A 17,198-nucleotide genomic window follows, 5' to 3' on the forward strand; every position below is an offset into this window, starting at 1 on the left:
ACCGGGTGGCCAACCGGAACGAGAAGTGTGCTCGCGCGAAAACGGACGATTGCCCCAAAGTAGCCCTGTGGCCGGCCTCAAACGACGCCGGGCAGGGTCTCGGTCAGAGCTCGTTGTACTCGGCAAGCTTCGAGTTCAGGTAGTCCCATGGGAAATTGGGGCCGACATCGGTGTGCGTGCCCTTGTGCTTGCCGATGGTGTAGGCGTTGTGGTCGGCGATCCCGGCCTCGTCGTTGCCGAGTTGTTCGGGTGTGATCGTGCGAATCGGGATCCCGTACTTGCGGGCGTCCTGCACGGCGATCCATGCGGCACAGTCGATTCCGGCCTGCATGTTCGAGAACCACTCCTCCCGCGTCCAGGCCACGCGCGAGCCCGCGAAGCACAGATTGATCGAACGTGGATTACCGCTGAGCACGGCCCACGCGGACTTGTCGGTGTCGACCACGTCGATCACCGTCCCGGAGTTGTCCACGGTGTAGTGGTAGGACACGCCCGAATCGGCATTCTGCAGGTAGTGCGCCAGCGACTGGGCATCGCCGTCACCTTCCTGGGTGTGCAGCAGGAACCAGATCACCTGCGCGCCGTCGCGGGAGTCGCAGTTGGGACTGACGCCGGTCTGGTCGTCCTGCTTGGTGATAGGTGATGTCGCCATGGTGTTCCCCCTCGGGTTATCGGGTGTTGGTGGCGGCCGACCATTGTCCGTAGTCGGGTTTCAGGACATCGCTGACGTCGATTCCGACGCCGTCGATCTCGCGGTGGTCGATCTCGATCTGGTGCAGGTGTGCCCTGGGGTGATCACCGTTGAGGGCAGGATCACCGGACCAGTTGTGCTGCCAGAACCATTGGGCGACACCATCTTCCAAAGCCCAGTCGATGCAGCGGGCATTGCAGTAGATGCCGGTCCACTCGGCGCCGACCACCGATGCCCAGCCGCGCAGGAACGGAGTGATGAGGTTGTTCCAGTCGTCGAGGCCGGGGTTGTCGTCGATGGGAGCGTAGAGCGGACGGTAGCCGGGACCGCCCGCCTCGACGTGCAGGCGCAACGCCGTCTCGGCATGCCGGGCGCCGTCGTCGTAGCCGCCACGCCAGTCGGCCGTGTCCGCTTTGCCGTACTGGTAGTTGGTGACGATCTCGAGGCCTGCGGCGCGCAGCCGGTCGCAATAGTCGCGCCGCAGTGGTTTGGCGGCGAAATTCGTTCCGGGTCTCGACTCGGAAAAGTATCCGATGACCCCGGCAAACCCCGCGGTCTGGATGTTGCCGGGCTCGATGAGAGCTGCGGAGAAATCGATCAACCGCGTCATGATTGTCCTCCTTGACGGCTGGGTGTTGCCGGTCGGGCAGGCAAGGACTTCCTCGGCGCAGCATCACATGCCGATTCGGCGCGCGTGTCTTGGCATCTTGGTTCCACTTGGTTGCACGACAAGGAATCCCATCCGCGTGCCGCATGACGACATTGGTGGAGGGAATTCAAAAGCAAGATGCGCGCGTGTCACGAGATCGGTCTGCTCGCAGAATGATTCGGCGCTGAGTTGGTGTTGTCTTGTTCCCCAGCCCCCCGGTTAGGCCAATTCGCTCGAGGGGGAAGCATACAATCGAAACCGGCTACTTGAAGCTGAAAACAGTCTAAACGTGTTGTTGCGCATACTTTTTAGCTGATAAGAGATGCTGAGTTCATGGCCTAGCCCGCAGGTGATCGGGGTGGCGAGGCTACCGGGTCGTCTTGTCGAGGTATCGGTAGGTGGTGGGGCGGGTGACGCCAACTCGGCGGCGATCTGGTCATAGGGTGCCCCTGTTCGAAGACGGGGCGACCGATCCGGCAATGTGAGCGATCGGCGCAGTTGGAACGCCCGCGATCAGCTGGCGGCGGACTTGTGGGTGCGGATTTCGACGATCGGGAGGACCAGGGCGGCCGGGGCATCGGCGGGGACGACGGGGTGATCGGGGGCGATGGGCTGAATCCGTTGGTAGGCAACGCCCTGCGGGGGACGCTTGTCCTGTTCGCCCTTGTTGGGCCAGTAGGCGGCACAGCGCTCGGCTTGAGCGGTGATGGTGAGTGACGGGTTGACGCCGAGGTTCGCGGAGACGGCTGCGCCGTCGACGACGCTGAGGGTCGGGTAGCCGAAAACTCGGTGGTAGGCGTCGATTACGCCGGTGCCGCGGTCCGCGCCGATGGGTGCGCCGCCGAGGAAGTGGGCGGTGAGCGGGATATTGAAGACTTCGCCCCAGCTGCCGCCCGCGACGCCACCGATTTCCTCTGCGACCTTGCGGGTCACCTCGTTGCCCGCCGGAATCCAGGTCGGATTGGGTTCGCCGTGGCCCTGTTTGCTGGTGAGCTTGCGACCGAACAGGGTGCGCTTGGTGTAGGTGGTGATCGAATTGTCGAGGTGCTGCATCACCAGCGAGATGATGGTGCGCTCACTCCAGTTCTTCACGCTCAGGAAACTGATGAGCGTGAACGGGTTTCGCACCACCTGGCCGAGGAAGCGCAGCCAGCGCGGTATCCGGCCGCCGCCGTCGACCATCAGGGTCTGCATCAGCCCCATCGCGTTCGAGCCCTTGCCGTAGCGCACCGGCTCGATATGGGTGTCGTGGGTCGGGTGGATCGATGACGTGATCGCGACGCCACGGGTGAAGTCGACGTCCGGATTCACCTTGCGGGTCGCCGCGCCCACAATGGATTCGGAGTTGGTGCGTGTGAGTTGGCCGAGTCGGTCGGACAATTCGGGGAGCACACCCCGATCCCGCATGGCGTGCAACAACTTCTGGGTGCCGAGGGTGCCTGCGGCGAGTACGACCTGGCCCGCGGTGTAGGTCTGCGGGCGCTTGCGGAACCACGCGCCGGTGCGTTCGGTGGAGATATCCCAGGTGCCGTCGGGCAGTGGGCGGATCGAGGTCACCGTCGTCATAGGAATCACCTGCGCACCAGCCTTTTCCGCGAGGTACAGGTAATTCTTCACCAGGGTGTTCTTCGCGCCGTGGCGGCAGCCGGTCATGCATTCGCCGCATTCGAGGCAGCCAGTGCGGTCCGGGCCGACACCACCGAAGTACGGATCCGCGACGGTCTTTCCCGGCTCGCCGAAGAAGACGCCGACCGGGGTCTGCACGAAGGTCTCACCGCAGCCCATATCGTCGGCGACCTTCTTGAACACCTCGTCCGCCGGTGTCAGATGCGGGTTCTGCACCACGCCGAGCATCTTCTTCGCGCGCTCGTAGTACGGAGTGAGCTCGGCGCGCCAGTCGGTGATATCGCGCCACTGCAGGTCCTGGAAGAACGGCTCCGGTGGCACATAGAGCGTATTGGCGTAGTTGAGCGAACCGCCGCCGACACCCGCACCGCCGAGGATCAACACGTTGCGCAGCGGGTGGATGCGCTGGATGCCGTAGCAGCCGAGCTTGGGCGCCCACAGGAATTTGCGCAGGTCCCAGCTGGTTTCGGGCAGCTCGTCATCGGCATAGCGCCGACCGGCCTCGAGCACACCGACCCGGTAGCCCTTCTCGATCAGGCGCAGCGCCGTGACGCTGCCGCCGAATCCCGACCCGACCACGAGTACGTCGAAATCCGTTTCTCGCTGGTCCATGTGGTGCTCCTCGATCCGTGTCGCCAGTGACACTGGTAACATTACTACCGAGTAGCAAACGCTCAGAGCTGGGTCTGCCACCAGGCGACAGTGGCCGCGATGGCCTCGTCGATCGGCGTCGGATGCAGGCCGAGGCGCTGCTCGCTGGCGGACGAGTCCAGCACGAACGGCCGCGTGACCTGGTAACTCATCTCGGCGAGTTCGCGCATCGTCTCATTGGTGAAGCCCATCATGCGCAGCAGGGCGGCCGGTGCGGCGAAGACCTTGGGGGCCGCGACACCCGCGGCGGCGGCGATCGCGTCGAAGAGTTGCTGCTGGGTGATCGGCGGCGCGGTCGGGGCGTGCAGGAAGGAATTCCAGACCGATTCGTCGGCGGCCGCGCGGATCATGGCGGCGGCGAGGTCGGGCATATAGGTGTAGGAGTGCGGCAGGTTCAGCTTGCCCAATGCCTGAACCCGCTTGCCGGTGAGGATCGGGACGAAGACCTGTTCCCCGGCCAGCGAAGCCCGCACATACGGGCCGAGGAAGTCCGCGGCGGCGACGCTCACCGTCGCGGCGGCGTGTGCCTCACGAGCACGCACCAGCTGTGTGCGGACGCTGGGTTTGCCGAAATCGGCATTGCGGGGCAGGGTTTCGGTGATCGGACCGTCGACCTTGCCGTATGAATAGATGTTTTCCGCGAAAACCACTACAGTGCCGGCCTTTTCGGCCTCATCGAGTACGGTGCGCTCGGCCGGCGGCAGCTCCGCGCGCCAGACCTTCGCCGTGTATTCGGAGCCTCCGAGGCAGTGGTAGACGGCCGTAGCGCCATCGAACTCACCCGAAAGCTGTTCGGGCAGGGTCGCATTGATCTTGCGTCGCTCGACGAGTGGATGATCGGGACCGCTCCCGGAGCGAGTGAGTACCCGGACCTGTTTGCCTGCCGCGGCCAATTGCTCGGCGATGGTGGTTCCGGTGGGCCCGGCTCCGGTGACGATGTGCAACTCCGACACGGTGATTCCTTGTCTACTTTGGTGAGCGGTGCTCTCTGTTGTGCACAAGCATGCAATCGTCGCGAACCAAAGTCAAGAGCAGTGCTCGCATTAGTTGACATCGCTCTCTGAAGCGCGCATGGTGATCGGTATGGCGACGACACCACGTGCCCGGGCCAGGGCCCAGACCATGAACGATATCGTCCGGATCGGCCGCGAACATCTGGCCACTGATGGCGCGGCGGCCCTCTCGCTGCGCGCGGTCGCCCGCGATCTCGGTGTGGTGTCGTCGGCGGTATACCGCTACGTCCGCAGTCGCGATGAACTGCTTACACTGCTCGTGATCGACGGCTACAACGCACTCGGCGACGCGGTCGACGCGGCGCTGGCCGATGCCCCCGACGATCCGATCGAGGGCCTGCGCATCGTCGGCCGTACTGTCCGCGGTTGGGCACTGGCGGAACCGGCCCGCTACGGACTTTTATTCGGCACACCGGTGCCGGGCTACGACGCCCCCGCCGAGGAGACCACCGTCCCCGGCACGCGGGTCATCGCGACAATGCAAACCCTCTTCGCCCGCGCCTACCGCGAAGGCATGCTCACCGCTCCGGTCAAGGAGCGCGGGTTATCCTCCGCGCTCGCGGCGAATTTCGCGGATATCAGAGCCGCATTCGACCACGACCTACCGGACTGGCTCGTCGCACGCGGCATCACCATGTGGGTCGGCCTGTTCGGCGCCGTAACATTCGACGTCTTCGATCAGTACGGCACCGACACCTTCACCGACCGCGCCGAACTGTTCGAACTCCAACTCGACGGTCTCCTCGAACAACTCGGCTACCGCGATTAGTGCCGCAGGCGGGGCGGGGGCGCGCCGTGGGGGAGCCGGGGGCCGATGGCGAGCAGGCTGCCCGCGGTGCGCCCCTTGCCCCAGCCGATCTTCTCGCGGTAGCGGCCGATCTGATCCTGGGCGATCGGGCTGCCGGGAGGCAGTGGGGTCGATTCGGGGTCGACATAGAGGGCGTCGGTCGGGCAGTAGGCCTCGCACATGAAGCAGGTCTGGCAGTCGGATTGTCTTGCGATGACCGGGATTCCGGATTCGGTGCGGTCGAATACGTTGGTGGGGCAGGCGTCCACACATTTATCGCACCCGATGCAGGCCTCGGCGAGTACGACCTCGATCATGACGCGACCTCGGCGGTCTTGGTCCACACAGCGTCGAGGCCGCCGGACAGAATGTGATGGCGCTGCGCCGGATCCTGTTCCGGATGGTCTGCGCGTTTGCTCATACCGCGAGTCTCGGTGCGCGCCAAAGTCGATTCGTACATGAGCCGACCGACCGCGGTGATGGCGGCTGCCTGCCTGGCCCGGATGCGATCGTCACCGGTGCGGCCACCGAGCTCCTTGGCAGCGCGCTCCCAGAGCGTGTCGAGTGCGTCGAGTGCAGGGCGCAGTCGCTCGCCGTGGCGCAGGTAGTTCTTCTGGAACGGAATCAGCTCCGCCTGCGCGGCCTCGACAACCTCGGCGGCATCGAGCGTGGGGGAGTCGCTGGGCTGCAAGCCGGTTCGTCCCGCGCCGCGCAGAGCATCGTCGGGCCGAGACGAGCCGAGCGCGAACCGTGCCGCCCCCGCTCCGGCCCAACTCCCCGACGACATCGCCCATGCCGAATTGTGGCTGCCACCACCGGTGAACCCGCCGCAGATGCGTTCCCTGGTAGCCGCATCGCCCGCCGCGAACAGGCCGGGCACCGTGGTCGCGCAGTCGTCGTCCACGATATCGATACCGCCGGTGCCGCGCACCGTGCCCTCGGCGAGCAGATCGACCTCGAAACGATCGGTGAACGGATTGATACCGCGCCGATCGAACTGCAGAAAGAAGTTGGGCTGCCCGAGCCGCATCTGCGTCTGCACCGTCCGGTCGGCGCGGTCGAGTTGGGCGAATACCTTCTCCGACAACAGGGTTCGGGCAATTACCGATCGGCCTTTCGTGGAGCCCGCGCCCTCGAGTACCTGTCCGTCCTCGTGGAAGAACGTCGCGTAGCCGTAGTAGGCGGTCTTGGTGATGGTCGAACCCTTCGGCACGATCGCGTAGGCATTGGAGAATTCCATGCCGGAGAAGCGCGCACCCACCTCGGCGGCCATCAGCGCGCCGTCACCGGTATCGACATTGGTGCCCAACGCGCGCGACAGGAATGCACACCCGCCACTGGCCAGCACCACCGCACCCGCCGCGATGCGGTAGTCGCGGTCGAGTCGACGCTGGTATCCGGCCGCGCCGCGGACCGTGCCCGCATCGTCGACGAGCAGTTCGAGAGCCGGTGAATGGTCGAGGATCCGGACGCCGAGCCGCTTGACCCACGCGCGCATCCGGCGCATGTACTCCGGCCCCTGCACCCCGGTGCGCAGCTGCTCACCGGTCGCCGGATCGGTCGGGAACGGATACTTGCCCTCCACCGCAAGCCGATTCATGTTGGTGTAGGTCTGATCGAGAACGCGATCCATCCAATAGTGATCGGCGAGATGGCCGCCGAGCGCCTCTCGGCTGGCCTTGGCATTCGCACGGGCGGTCGCCTCCGGGGCGACGTACCAGACGCCGGTGCCGGAAGGTGCCGTCGCGCCGCTGGTTCCGCAGTAACCCTTGTCCACCAGGGTCACCTCGGCGCCGGCCTCCCGTGCATGGATGGCCGCCCATGCGGCTGCCGGACCGCCGCCGATCACCAGTACATCGGTGCTGGTCTGCCAGAGTTCACTCATGCGTCTGCTCCTGATACGTCGGGATTGCGGCGAGAAAGCGGCAATCGTCGGCGGAATGCGGGGTCAGCGCGGGGAATTCAATTCTGTGCGCGTCGTCGGGATCGCAAAACCCTTCGAATCAGCGCGATTTTGACGCTGCCGACATTCTTGCGCGAGGAATCGGCGCAGCGGGCGCAGAACCATTGCCGCGCCCGGATCATCCGGCGATAGTTCTGGCCACATCCCGATCGGTAGAAATATCAGGAGGAACCATGACTGCCGCCGATCAACCCCGTTCGGGTGCCCAAGCGGTCGACCGTGCGATTCACGTACTGAACTGCTTCGAGGGCGATGATCCCGAGCTGTCGGTGAGCGAATTGGCGCATCGGGCCGGACTTCCGGTCAGCACTACTTACCGGCTGGCCCAGGCATTGGTGCGGGGTCGGTTGCTGGAGCAGGATCCAGCGACCGATCGCTATCGCATCGGGCACGGGCTCGCTTCGCTGGCCCGGCCCGCGCTGTCGCGGTTGGGCATCGACGCGGCCGCGCCGCACCTCTATGCGCTGGCCGCGGGCATCAAGATCACCGTCAGCCTGAGTATCGCCGACGACCGGGACGCGGTCACGGTCTTTCAGGCGCGGCCGCCGGTGTACTTCTGCCCCAACCAGTTGCCGCAGGCCCGTCAGCCGCTGCGCTCCAGCGCCGTCGGCCAGGCCCTGCTGGCCTTCGCGCCCGTTGTCGACGGACTCGACCGCCGGCCCGCACCGCTGACGGATCTGGATCGCGTACGGCGCAGCGGTTTTGCCGTAGAGCTCATCGACCGCGAGGATCCGGTCCGGTCGGTGGCGGTGCCGGTCCTCGGCCCGGATAAGCAGGTCTGGGGTGCGCTCGGCGTGCAGGCCCGTTCTGCGCGACTGAACGAGGAGCTGGTGCGCGGCATCGTGCCTGCTATGCGGCAGATCGCGGGCCGGATCGGGCCACTGTTCCAGTCCACCGCCGCCATCACCGATGCGCCGGTGGAGTTGTACTCACGGTGATTTTCACAATGTGAAATCGGCATTGTCGTCCCTGGCGGGCGACCCCACCATGGACACCAAGCCGCGGGGTCGCCGCTTCTATCCGAATTCCACGAAGGTCGTTGACATGATCGAATCCATTGCGCTGATCCGCCGTCGCACGGTGGATTTCATGCGCCTGCCCCATGGAGTCTGTCGCACCTGAATCCGCGGTCGCCGAAATTGGGTCGCCGCATTAGTCGAATCAGGTAGTCCTCCGCGCTTACCTGCCGTTGTGGCGTGCCCTATTGCGCCGCGGCAGTGCGCATTCCGTGAAAGAACCTCCATGACGCTGTCCCAGAAAACCAGGCCACGGTTCGTCCGTGCGGTGGCCGCTGTGCTCACCATTCCCACCGCGGTCGCGGTGCTCGCCGGCTGCGGCAGATCCGAGCCGGGCACCAACGCAGATGGCAAGGCCGTACTGCGCTACCAGGGATCGACCGGCCAGGTCTCGGCCTACGAACTGGCGGACGATCTCGGCTACTTCAGCAAGATCGCGCTGCACTGGGAGGGTGACACCACCAGCGGACCGGCGAATATCCAAGCCGCCGCGACCCGTCAGATCGAGTTCGGCAGCGCCTTCAACGGCGCCGTCGTGAAGTTGGCCGCGGGCGGCGCGCCCGTCACGTCGGTGCTCAGCTCCTACGGCGCGGATGAGCAGTCGTTCACCGGCTACTTCGTCCGTGACGATTCCGGCATCAACTCGCCCCGGGATCTGATCGGCAAGAAGGTCGGCATCAATACCCTCGGCGCACACCATGAATTCATCACCCGGGAATGGCTGCACCAGCAGGGGCTGACCGACCAGGAGATCAAACAGGTCGAACTGATCGTGGTGCCACCGGCCAATACCGAGGACGCCCTGCGCAAGGGCCAGATCGATGTCGGCGCGCTGGGCGGCGTCTTCCGGGAGAGTGCGGTCGGGCGCGGCGGCATCCACCCGCTCTACACCGACAAGGACCTGTTCGGTCAATTCGACTACGGCACTTATGTTTTCCGCAAGGACTACATCGCCCAGAACCCGGAGGCCGTCAAGGACTTCGTCCAGGGGACCGCGCGGGCGACGCGCTGGCTGCAGGTGACCCCACGCGACGAGGTAGTCGCGCGCTTCGCCTCGATCATCAACAAGCGCGGCCGCAATGAGAACACCGATCTGCTGAAATTCTGGCGCAGCCCCGGCCTCCCGGTCCCCGGTGCGGTGATCGCGGAGAAGGAACTGCAGATCTGGATCGATTGGCTGGTCCGCAACGGCGATGTGCCAGCCGGAAAGCTGACGGCGAAGGATCTGTACACCAACAAGGACAACCCGTACGCCAACGGGACCTACGGTCCGATCACCGGGCCGACCGGAGAGGTGGTCGCGTCGAAATGAGTCAGGTGAAACTCGCACTCACCGGAGTGCGCAAACAGTTCCCGGCCCGCGGGTCCAACGAGGAGTTCACCGCGATCGAGGATATTTCGCTGGAATTGCGCGATGGCGAGTTCCTGGTGCTGGTTGGCCCGAGCGGTTCCGGAAAGTCGACGCTGCTCGATCTGCTCGGCGGGCTCAGCAAGCCGACTGCCGGGCGAATCCTGTTGGACGGCAAGCCGATCAGCGGACCCGGTCTGGACCGCGGCATCGTCTTCCAGCAGTACGCGCTGCTGCCGTGGCGCACCGCCCGGGCAAATATCGAATTCGGTTTGGAGGCGAAGGGGGTCCGGCGTCGGGAACGCCGGAAGATCGCCGACGAATACCTGGAACTGGTGGGTCTGGCCGGATTCGGCGACCGATATCCACATGAGCTGTCCGGCGGCATGAAACAGCGCGTCGCCATCGCCCGCAGCCTCGCCTTCGATCCGGAGGTGCTGCTGATGGACGAGCCGTTCGCCGCACTCGACGCCCAGACCCGGGAGTCGTTGCAGGACGAACTGTTACGGATCTGGCAGGCCACCGGCAAAACAATTCTGTTCATCACCCACGGCATCGATGAGGCCGTCTACCTCGGCCAGCGAGTCGCCGTGCTGACCTCACGCCCCGGGCGGGTCAAGGCGGTGATCGATATCGAGATCGACCGGAACTCCGGTTCGGACGTGCGCTCCAGCGAACCCTTCCGGGAGACACGGCACCAGATCTGGTCGCAGTTGCAGAGCGAAGTCACCCGGGCGCAGGGACTCGAACGCGAGTCGCTGTCGGCCACGAGCATCGAGAGGAAGCCGGTTCATGTCTAGCGCAGTGCAAGTCGTCGAGAAGTCACGGCCGGTCGTCGTCCGCAGCCGTGCGGAGTCTGTGCCGACAGTCGACGTGTCGCGGATATTGCGGGCGGTTGCGCTGCTGGCGTGGCGCATCTTCAAGCCCACCTTCGCCATCGGCCTGCTGGTCGCGGTGTGGGAGGCGGCGCCGCGGCTCGGTTTGGTGGACGAGGTCTTCCTGCCGCCGTTTTCGACCGTCGCGCAGGCCTTCATCGATCTGGTGCAGAGCGGCGAGATGTGGGAGCACGTCTCGACGAGCCTGACCCGGTCGGCGATCGGATTTTCGCTAGCGCTCGCGGTGGCCATTCCGGTCGGTGTCGCCATCGCCTGGTATCGACCGGTAGCCGAATTCTTGAATCCGATCCTCGAATTGTTCCGCAACACTGCGGCACTGGCGCTGTTGCCCGTCTTCATCCTGATCCTGGGTATCGGGGAGACCTCCAAGATCGCGCTCGTGGTGTACGCGAGCTTCTTCCCGATCCTGTTGAACACCATCACCGGTGTGCGCACCGTGGACCCGCTGCTGATCAAATCCGCCGTTTCGCTCGGCTTCTCGCCGATTCGGCTGTTCCAGAAGGTGATCCTGCCCGCTGCGGTGCCGTCGATCTTCACCGGCGTGCGAATGGCGGCGGCGTCCTCGATTCTGGTGCTCATCGCCGCCGAAATGGTCGGTGCCCGTGCCGGACTCGGCTATCTGATCACCGCGGCCCAGCAGAACTTCCAGATCCCGAATATGTATGCGGGCATCATCGCCATCTCGCTGCTCGGGCTGAGTTTCAACGGCCTACTCGTCGCCCTCGAACGCCGCCTGTCCCGGTGGCGCGCCGAACCCTCCCGTTAAGGACTCCCATGTCGTTACCCCGCAAGCAATTCCACCTCAACGCCTTCTTGATGGGCGTCGGCCATCACGAGGCGGCCTGGCGGCATCCCCGGACCGAGGAGCGCCGGGTGCTGGACGTGCGGCACTTCCAGGAGCTCGGCCGGATCGCCGAACGCGGCAAACTCGATTCGGTCTTCTTCGCCGACGGGTTGGCCGTCGGCCCGCGGATCAAGCGCAATACCCTGGCCATATTCGAGCCGGTCACCTTGCTTGCCGCGATCGCCGCGGCGACCGAACGGGTCGGACTCATCGCGACGGCGTCGACCACCTACAACGAACCGTTCAATCTGGCCCGCAAATTCGCCTCACTCGATCACATCAGCAGCGGTCGGGCGGGCTGGAATATCGTCACCTCGGGCAACGAGGACGAGGCCTTCAACTTCGGCTTCGACGCCATTCCCGAACATGCCAGGCGCTACGAGCGGGCACAGGAGTTCGTGGATGTCGCCGTGCGGCTCTGGGACAGCTGGGAGTCCTCGGCGATCGTGCTCGATCCGGACGAGGGCATCTTCGCCGATCCGGACAAGGTGCACACCATCGACTACGCCAGCGATCGGTTCCGGGTGCGCGGCCCGCTGAATTCGCCACGCAGCCCACAGGGGCGGCCGCTGCTGGTGCAGGCCGGATCGTCGGAGAGCGGTAAGGATTTCGCCGCGCACTACGCCGAGGCCGTGTTCACGGCGCAACGCTCGCTCGCGGAAGGGCAAGCGTTCTATCGGGATCTGAAGGCGCGGTTGCCGAAGTACGGTCGCTCGGCCGATGAACTGAAGGTGCTGCCTGGTCTGGTGCCGTTCATCGCCGACACCCGCGAAGAAGCACTCGCCCTCGAACAGGAATTCACCGACCTCATCTCACCGGATTACGCCCTGCGGCAGCTGTCCGCGCTGCTCGGTGTCGATCTGACCGAATATGCACTCGACGCACCACTGCCGCCGCTGCCCGCGGAGAGCGAAATCGAGGGCGGAAAGAGCAGATTCACGCTGGTCAAGGAACTCGCCGAGCGCGAGAACCTCACGGTGCGTCAGCTCATCGGCAAACTGGGCGGCGGGCGCGGGCACCGGACCTTTGCGGGCACACCCACCGATATCGCCGACGAACTGCAGTCCTGGTTCGAGAACGGCGCCGCCGACGGCTTCAACATCATGCCGCCGTACCTGCCGGGCGGCCTCGAGGACTTCGTGGACCGGGTGGTCCCGATCCTGCAGGAGCGCGGCCTGTTCCGCACCGACTACACCGCGACGACGCTGCGCGGGCACTACGGGCTGGCACCGGTGGAAAGCCAATTCGCCCAGGTGCGAACCGAACTCGGCGCATGATCCCCCGACTGACCAGGCGGCGCGCCGTCGACTTCATGCGAATGGGCAGCAGCGGTTGTCGCCCGTGCTCCGCCGACCATCCCCATCCATTGCCGAAGAAGGTACGACCATGACCACCGTCAGCGAGCCCACCACCACCCTCCGGATCACGCCCGTCGCCGGACATATCGGCGCCGAGATTGCGGGCGTCGACCTGCGGGCCGAACTCACCGATCAGGAGGTCGCCGACATCACCGCGGCCCTCTACGAATACAAGGTGCTGTTCTTCCGCGACCAGCACATCGGTCACGCCGAACACATCGCCTTCTCGCGGCGATTCGGCGCCGTCACGCCCTCACATCCGTACGACGATGACGCGCCGACCGAATTCCCCGAAATCCTGGCCGTCGACAGCCGACTCTACGAAAAGCGTTTCGGCATCAAGAAATTCACCTACACCAACCACTGGCACACCGATGTCTCCGCACTGATCAACCCGCCCGCCGCCTCACTGCTGCGGGCCGAGATCGCACCGGAGCGCGGTGGGGACACCAGCTGGACGAATCTCGCCGCGGCCTACGCGAACCTGCCCGAGTCGCTGCGCAAGTTCATCGAGGGGCTGCGGGCCGTGCACCGGTTCGGCGGCAGCCGCCCGGCATGGAACGAGGAGAGCGACTACGCCAAGAAGGTCGCCGATGCCCCGCTGGTGACCGAACATCCCGTCGTGCGCGTGCACCCGGTGACCGGCGAGAAGGTGCTCTTCGTCAACCCCGGCTTCACCACCCACATCGTCGGTCTGAGCCCGGCCCAGAGCGACGCCGTACTGCAGTTGCTGTTCGACGAACTGTCGACCCCGGCCTACACCGTCCGATTCCGTTGGGAAAAGGGCAGCCTGGCATTCTGGGACAATCGCGCCACCGCCCACTTGGCCCCGGGCGACCTCAACCACCTCGATGTCACCCGCGTGCTGTACCGCACCACCCTCGAGGGCGACATCCCGGTCGGCGTGGACGGCGAGCAGTCGCGCTCGATTTCCGGCGATCAGTTCACCGGATCCTGATACGGGTTGGGGTCGGCACCCACGGGTGCCGACCCTTGGTCCGGCTATCGGGGGACGGTGACCGGGTCCGTGCAGCTTGCGGCGGCGTCGACGAAGGAGCAGGGTTTGGGGGCGCGGGTCGGGCGGTAGTCGGGGTCGACGCCGCCCTGGTGGGTGATGGTGGTGTAGGCGGGTACGGCGTCGGTGGGCTTGCGGGTGAGCGTCGGGTCGGTGCGGACGTCGACCGTGTAGAGGCCGAAACGTGGGGTGTAGGAACCCCATTCGTAGTTGTCGGTGAGGCTCCAGTAGTTGTAGCCGATGAGATTCATGCCGTCGGCCTTGGCGCGCTGCAGCCAGTAGACGGTGTCGCGGAGGTCGTCGGCGCGGGTGTAGCCGTCGGCTCGGGGCATGCCGTTTTCGGTGGGCATACCGTTCTCGACGATGTAGAGCGGGCGGCCGGGGAACTTGCGTGAATAGTGTTGCAGGGCATAGTAAATGCCCTCAGGCTCCAAGGGGTTGTTCCACAGCTGGCTGAAGCTCAGCTTGGTAACGGTGTCGGGGGATGCGCCGTAGTAGTAGTCGATGCCGATGTAGTCGAGTTTCGCGGCGACCGCACTGATGAAGGAGCCGTTGACCGCATCCTCACCGGCCGGAATGTAGGCGACGTTGGTGGTGACCATCGCGCCCGCCTGCACCGCGTGGATGTAGTCGTAGATGGCATTGTGCGCCTGGGCGATTCGGTCCTGCATCATCGGAATGGCGGCGGGGGAGAGGTTGCCGTGCGAGGTCTCGTTCATGATGAAGGCCGCGGGTTCGTTGAAGGTTACCCACAGCGGGTCGGCGGCGGCGTAGCGATCGACAACGGTGCGTGCGTTGGCGAGCCAGTCCTCGACGATATTCGCATTCGACCAGCCGCCGCGGTCGACCTCCCAGCCCGGATACACCCAGTGATCGATGGTGAGCATCGGGCGCATCCCGGCCGCCGTGATCGCGGCGATCACATTGTCGTAGAAGCGAAGTCCGGCCTCATCCCATTCGTCCGGCCGCGGCTGCACGCGCGCCCACTCGATGCCGATCCGATAGACCTTGACGCCGAGCTGCGCGGCCAGATCGATATCGGACCGGTAGCGATGGTAGAAGTCGACGGACTCCAGATAAGGGTCGTCTGTCTTGCCTGCGGCGACGTAACGGGACCAATTGCTATCCGGCGCATATCCTTCGGACTGATACCCCGATGCGGCCACCCCCCAGAGAAAGTCCGAACCGAGCGGCTGCACCTGCGCGGGCGGCGCAGGCTGTGCCATCGCGGGCGTTGGACCACCGGCCATCACGGCGGCGGTGCCGGCCACCAGTGTGACCAAGATTTGGCGGCGGGTCTGCGATCGCATCGAACTCCTGCTTCCTGGCGGTGACGGGCGCTCGTGGACCTCCGGCGCAGGCCGACTCGGGCGGGACCACGCGACGAGAGTAACTGGTCGGTCGTCTTCCAGCGGGGAGGATGCGGTTATCGGTGTTGTACACCGACCTCAACGGCAACACTTGCCCTCGTGAGCCCGGCTGGGGGAGTTGGGTGCGGCAGTGGGGAAACAAGTTGGGGCACAGGGGAATCGGTTCATGCCTCGGCGTCCAAGGCGCGGAGACCGGGGCCCATAGTGAAGGAGTAGAGGGCGACCGCAAGAACAAAAATACATGTGGGTAGGTAGATATGCGCATCTACTTATATAAACTCACTACTCGAATCACACCACAAATCACCTACGAAGCAACGCTCAGCACCCAACGACCACAACTAGCCGAGAGGAGAGGGGGAGCCAGACTCGTTGAGCTACCAAGAAGGTCCTTGACTTCGAGCGCGCTCTAAAATCTAGCGTGGGTGCCATGGCAGCAATTTTGATCACCGGAGCGAACAAGGGGCTCGGCTTCGAGGCCGCCCGCCAACTCGTCGCGGCGGGTCACACCGTCTACCTCGGCAGCCGGGACGCCGAACGCGGTCGTCGGGCGGCCGAGGAGTTGGGCGCGCGGGCAGTCCAACTCGATATCACCGACGATGCGTCCGTGGCGGCCGCGATGCGGACCATCGAGGCCGACGGCGGTCTGGATGTCCTGGTCAACAATGCCGGTATCCAGGCAGAGATGACCGACCGGAACGACGTCATCGGCGCTGCGGACCTGACCGCGGATGTGATGCGAAAGACCTTCGACACGAACGTCTTCGGCACAGTGCGCGTCCTGCACGCCTTCCTGCCGCTGCTGCAGCGCTCGGCGGCGCCGGTCGTGGTCAATGTCAGCAGCGGTCTTGCGTCGCTGAGCAGGGTCTCGACCCCGGGCACCCCGGCATACGCCTACCCGGGAGTCGCATATCCGGCGTCGAAGACCGTGGTCAACATGCTCACCGTGCAGTACGCGAAGGCCTATCCGGATATTCGGATCAATGCGGTGGAGCCCGGTTTCACGAAGACCGATCTCAACGGGAATACCGGCACCCAGACGGTGGAGCAAGGTGCCGAAATCATTGTGCGCATGGCGCAGCTCGGCCCAGATGGCCCCACCGGAAGCTACGTCGATGCCGAAGGTGCGCTGCCCTGGTGATCGACGACGGCGGTGGCGACGATGTACCCCTTGGGATCGCGCCAGGTTTTCCCCGGATGGTGGGTGAACCAATCCTCGACGTCCTCGCGCAGGTCGTTCAGAATCGCCCGGCGTCGTGGGTGATTCGGCGTGACGCCGTAGAAGGTGAACAGCGCCTCGGCGAAGCGCACCAGCGGATCCGGAGTATCGAAGACGAGCGCATTATCCGATCGCTGGATCCGCACCTTGCCGAAAACCTCGGACATCAGTTCCGGCAAGGTGTCGGAGTCGACGGTCATCGCCTCGCCCACGCCGAGGCCGTAGGTCGCGGCATGCGCGGCCACGAGTTCGGTGGTGTACGGGTAAGTTCCGGGATGATTGACGACCACGGCTACCGTCCCGCCGGGTTTGGTCGTCCGCCGGAATTCCCTGAGCGCGGCGAGCGGATTCGCGAGGTGGTACAGCATATGTCGCGCGGTGAGCGCATCGAAGCTGTTGTCGTCGAACGGGATCCGGTCGGCACTGCCGAATACGCCGCGGACCCCGGGTACGCCATTGGCGGCGGCGACCATTGCGGGGGAGGTGTCGATACCGACCAGCGGACCCCGGTGACCGTTGTCGGCGAGGTGGGCGAGGAATCGGGCGTCGCCGCAGCCGATATCGGCTAGATGTTCGGTTCCGGTGAGTTCCAGCGCGGTCAGCACATTCGCGGTGGGGTCGTCGGGAAACTCCGAATAGCGCTCGTGGGTATCGATCCGCACCTTCAACGGTGTCGGCTCGGCGTATTCGGCATCGAGACGGTAGCTGCACATCGCGGTCGTCCTTCGGTCCAGTTGGCCGGTGGGTTGACC

17 protein-coding genes are annotated in these 17,198 nt (G+C 65.1%); 9 read left to right on the plus strand and 8 right to left on the minus strand.

Features of this window, described 5'->3' with window-relative positions:
- Nucleotides 1-103: 103 nt before the first annotated feature.
- The 4 genes from ACIBW7_RS33425 to ACIBW7_RS33440 all read right to left on the minus strand — a co-directional run bounded on the left by ACIBW7_RS33425 (nt 104) and on the right by ACIBW7_RS33440 (nt 4,570).
- Nucleotides 104-652, minus strand: coding sequence for an N-acetylmuramoyl-L-alanine amidase (locus ACIBW7_RS33425; protein WP_397053373.1), 549 nt, complete (start codon nt 650-652; stop codon nt 104-106).
- 16 nt (nt 653-668) lie between these two features.
- Nucleotides 669-1,301 (minus strand): DUF1906 domain-containing protein, encoded by a 633-nt coding sequence (locus ACIBW7_RS33430; RefSeq protein ID WP_397053375.1) that lies wholly within the window; start codon nt 1,299-1,301, stop codon nt 669-671.
- 552 nt (nt 1,302-1,853) lie between these two features.
- Complete coding sequence (locus ACIBW7_RS33435; protein ID WP_397053377.1) at nt 1,854-3,578, minus strand: GMC oxidoreductase; 1,725 nt, start codon at nt 3,576-3,578, stop codon at nt 1,854-1,856.
- Between the two features lie 62 nt (nt 3,579-3,640).
- A complete protein-coding gene (locus ACIBW7_RS33440) occupies nt 3,641-4,570 on the minus strand; it encodes an NAD-dependent epimerase/dehydratase family protein (RefSeq protein WP_357480304.1) in 930 nt (309 codons plus the stop codon).
- 130 nt (nt 4,571-4,700) lie between these two features.
- Here ACIBW7_RS33440 and ACIBW7_RS33445 point away from each other — a divergent pair, with 130 nt between their 5' ends.
- A complete protein-coding gene (locus ACIBW7_RS33445) occupies nt 4,701-5,399 on the plus strand; it encodes a TetR/AcrR family transcriptional regulator (RefSeq protein WP_397053379.1) in 699 nt (232 codons plus the stop codon).
- Here ACIBW7_RS33445 and ACIBW7_RS33450 read toward each other — a convergent pair.
- Complete coding sequence (locus ACIBW7_RS33450) at nt 5,396-5,734, minus strand: ferredoxin family protein (RefSeq protein ID WP_040694186.1); 339 nt, start codon at nt 5,732-5,734, stop codon at nt 5,396-5,398. The genes ACIBW7_RS33445 and ACIBW7_RS33450 overlap by 4 nt on opposite strands.
- A complete protein-coding gene (locus ACIBW7_RS33455; protein ID WP_397053382.1) occupies nt 5,731-7,302 on the minus strand; it encodes an FAD-dependent oxidoreductase in 1,572 nt (523 codons plus the stop codon). The genes ACIBW7_RS33450 and ACIBW7_RS33455 overlap by 4 nt, the downstream gene beginning before the upstream one ends.
- Before the next feature lie 251 nt (nt 7,303-7,553).
- Between ACIBW7_RS33455 and ACIBW7_RS33460 the strand changes: the two genes are divergently transcribed.
- From ACIBW7_RS33460 to ACIBW7_RS33490, 7 genes are all read left to right on the plus strand, one after another.
- On the plus strand, nt 7,554-8,318 hold the full coding sequence (locus tag ACIBW7_RS33460; protein WP_397053384.1) for an IclR family transcriptional regulator: 765 nt from the start codon (nt 7,554-7,556) through the stop codon (nt 8,316-8,318).
- A 10-nt stretch (nt 8,319-8,328) separates the two neighbouring features.
- The gene (locus ACIBW7_RS33465; protein WP_397053386.1) at nt 8,329-8,502 is read left to right on the plus strand and encodes a hypothetical protein; all 174 of its coding nucleotides are present in this window, start codon (nt 8,329-8,331) and stop codon (nt 8,500-8,502) included.
- A gap of 120 nt (nt 8,503-8,622) precedes the next feature.
- Nucleotides 8,623-9,708, plus strand: coding sequence for an ABC transporter substrate-binding protein (locus ACIBW7_RS33470; protein ID WP_397053387.1), 1,086 nt, complete (start codon nt 8,623-8,625; stop codon nt 9,706-9,708).
- The gene (locus tag ACIBW7_RS33475; protein WP_397053389.1) at nt 9,705-10,544 is read left to right on the plus strand and encodes an ABC transporter ATP-binding protein; all 840 of its coding nucleotides are present in this window, start codon (nt 9,705-9,707) and stop codon (nt 10,542-10,544) included. The genes ACIBW7_RS33470 and ACIBW7_RS33475 overlap by 4 nt, the downstream gene beginning before the upstream one ends.
- A complete protein-coding gene (locus ACIBW7_RS33480; protein WP_397053391.1) occupies nt 10,537-11,406 on the plus strand; it encodes an ABC transporter permease in 870 nt (289 codons plus the stop codon). Before ACIBW7_RS33475 ends, ACIBW7_RS33480 begins: the two co-directional genes overlap by 8 nt.
- Nucleotides 11,407-11,414: 8 nt before the next feature.
- Nucleotides 11,415-12,761 carry an LLM class flavin-dependent oxidoreductase gene (locus ACIBW7_RS33485; RefSeq protein WP_397053393.1) on the plus strand — a complete coding sequence of 449 codons (1,347 nt, stop codon included), beginning with the start codon at nt 11,415-11,417 and terminating at the stop codon, nt 12,759-12,761.
- A gap of 109 nt (nt 12,762-12,870) precedes the next feature.
- Nucleotides 12,871-13,800 carry a TauD/TfdA dioxygenase family protein gene (locus ACIBW7_RS33490; protein WP_397053395.1) on the plus strand — a complete coding sequence of 310 codons (930 nt, stop codon included), beginning with the start codon at nt 12,871-12,873 and terminating at the stop codon, nt 13,798-13,800.
- Between the two features lie 44 nt (nt 13,801-13,844).
- Here ACIBW7_RS33490 and ACIBW7_RS33495 read toward each other — a convergent pair whose 3' ends face one another.
- Nucleotides 13,845-15,167, minus strand: a complete 1,323-nt coding sequence (locus tag ACIBW7_RS33495; RefSeq protein ID WP_397053397.1) for a family 1 glycosylhydrolase — start codon at nt 15,165-15,167, stop codon at nt 13,845-13,847.
- Nucleotides 15,168-15,657: 490 nt separating this feature from the next.
- Between ACIBW7_RS33495 and ACIBW7_RS33500 the strand changes: the two genes are divergently transcribed.
- Nucleotides 15,658-16,368 (plus strand): SDR family oxidoreductase, encoded by a 711-nt coding sequence (locus tag ACIBW7_RS33500; RefSeq protein ID WP_397053399.1) that lies wholly within the window; start codon nt 15,658-15,660, stop codon nt 16,366-16,368.
- On the opposite strand, the gene ACIBW7_RS33505 is transcribed toward ACIBW7_RS33500, so the two are convergent.
- A complete protein-coding gene (locus ACIBW7_RS33505; RefSeq protein ID WP_397053401.1) occupies nt 16,335-17,159 on the minus strand; it encodes a class I SAM-dependent methyltransferase in 825 nt (274 codons plus the stop codon). The two genes, ACIBW7_RS33500 and ACIBW7_RS33505, sit on opposite strands and share 34 nt — an antisense overlap.
- Nucleotides 17,160-17,198: the final 39 nt, after the last annotated feature.

Origin of the sequence: Nocardia sp. NPDC049526, from assembly GCF_044465765.1 — a bacterium.
In the GTDB taxonomy this organism is placed as follows: domain Bacteria; phylum Actinomycetota; class Actinomycetes; order Mycobacteriales; family Mycobacteriaceae; genus Nocardia.

What these genes read in the sequence shown, in the direction of transcription:
- ACIBW7_RS33425 (WP_397053373.1), bottom strand. Translation starts at nt 652, where the DNA reads ATGGCGACATCACCTATCACCAAGCAGGACGACCAGACCGGCGTCAGT.
- ACIBW7_RS33430 (WP_397053375.1), bottom strand. Translation starts at nt 1,301, where the DNA reads ATGACGCGGTTGATCGATTTCTCCGCAGCTCTCATCGAGCCCGGCAAC.
- ACIBW7_RS33435 (WP_397053377.1), bottom strand. Translation starts at nt 3,578, where the DNA reads ATGGACCAGCGAGAAACGGATTTCGACGTACTCGTGGTCGGGTCGGGA.
- ACIBW7_RS33445 (WP_397053379.1), top strand. Translation starts at nt 4,701, where the DNA reads ATGGCGACGACACCACGTGCCCGGGCCAGGGCCCAGACCATGAACGAT.
- ACIBW7_RS33450 (WP_040694186.1), bottom strand. Translation starts at nt 5,734, where the DNA reads ATGATCGAGGTCGTACTCGCCGAGGCCTGCATCGGGTGCGATAAATGT.
- ACIBW7_RS33455 (WP_397053382.1), bottom strand. Translation starts at nt 7,302, where the DNA reads ATGAGTGAACTCTGGCAGACCAGCACCGATGTACTGGTGATCGGCGGC.
- ACIBW7_RS33460 (WP_397053384.1), top strand. Translation starts at nt 7,554, where the DNA reads ATGACTGCCGCCGATCAACCCCGTTCGGGTGCCCAAGCGGTCGACCGT.
- ACIBW7_RS33470 (WP_397053387.1), top strand. Translation starts at nt 8,623, where the DNA reads ATGACGCTGTCCCAGAAAACCAGGCCACGGTTCGTCCGTGCGGTGGCC.
- ACIBW7_RS33475 (WP_397053389.1), top strand. Translation starts at nt 9,705, where the DNA reads ATGAGTCAGGTGAAACTCGCACTCACCGGAGTGCGCAAACAGTTCCCG.
- ACIBW7_RS33480 (WP_397053391.1), top strand. Translation starts at nt 10,537, where the DNA reads ATGTCTAGCGCAGTGCAAGTCGTCGAGAAGTCACGGCCGGTCGTCGTC.
- ACIBW7_RS33485 (WP_397053393.1), top strand. Translation starts at nt 11,415, where the DNA reads ATGTCGTTACCCCGCAAGCAATTCCACCTCAACGCCTTCTTGATGGGC.
- ACIBW7_RS33490 (WP_397053395.1), top strand. Translation starts at nt 12,871, where the DNA reads ATGACCACCGTCAGCGAGCCCACCACCACCCTCCGGATCACGCCCGTC.
- ACIBW7_RS33495 (WP_397053397.1), bottom strand. Translation starts at nt 15,167, where the DNA reads ATGCGATCGCAGACCCGCCGCCAAATCTTGGTCACACTGGTGGCCGGC.
- ACIBW7_RS33500 (WP_397053399.1), top strand. Translation starts at nt 15,658, where the DNA reads ATGGCAGCAATTTTGATCACCGGAGCGAACAAGGGGCTCGGCTTCGAG.
- ACIBW7_RS33505 (WP_397053401.1), bottom strand. Translation starts at nt 17,159, where the DNA reads ATGTGCAGCTACCGTCTCGATGCCGAATACGCCGAGCCGACACCGTTG.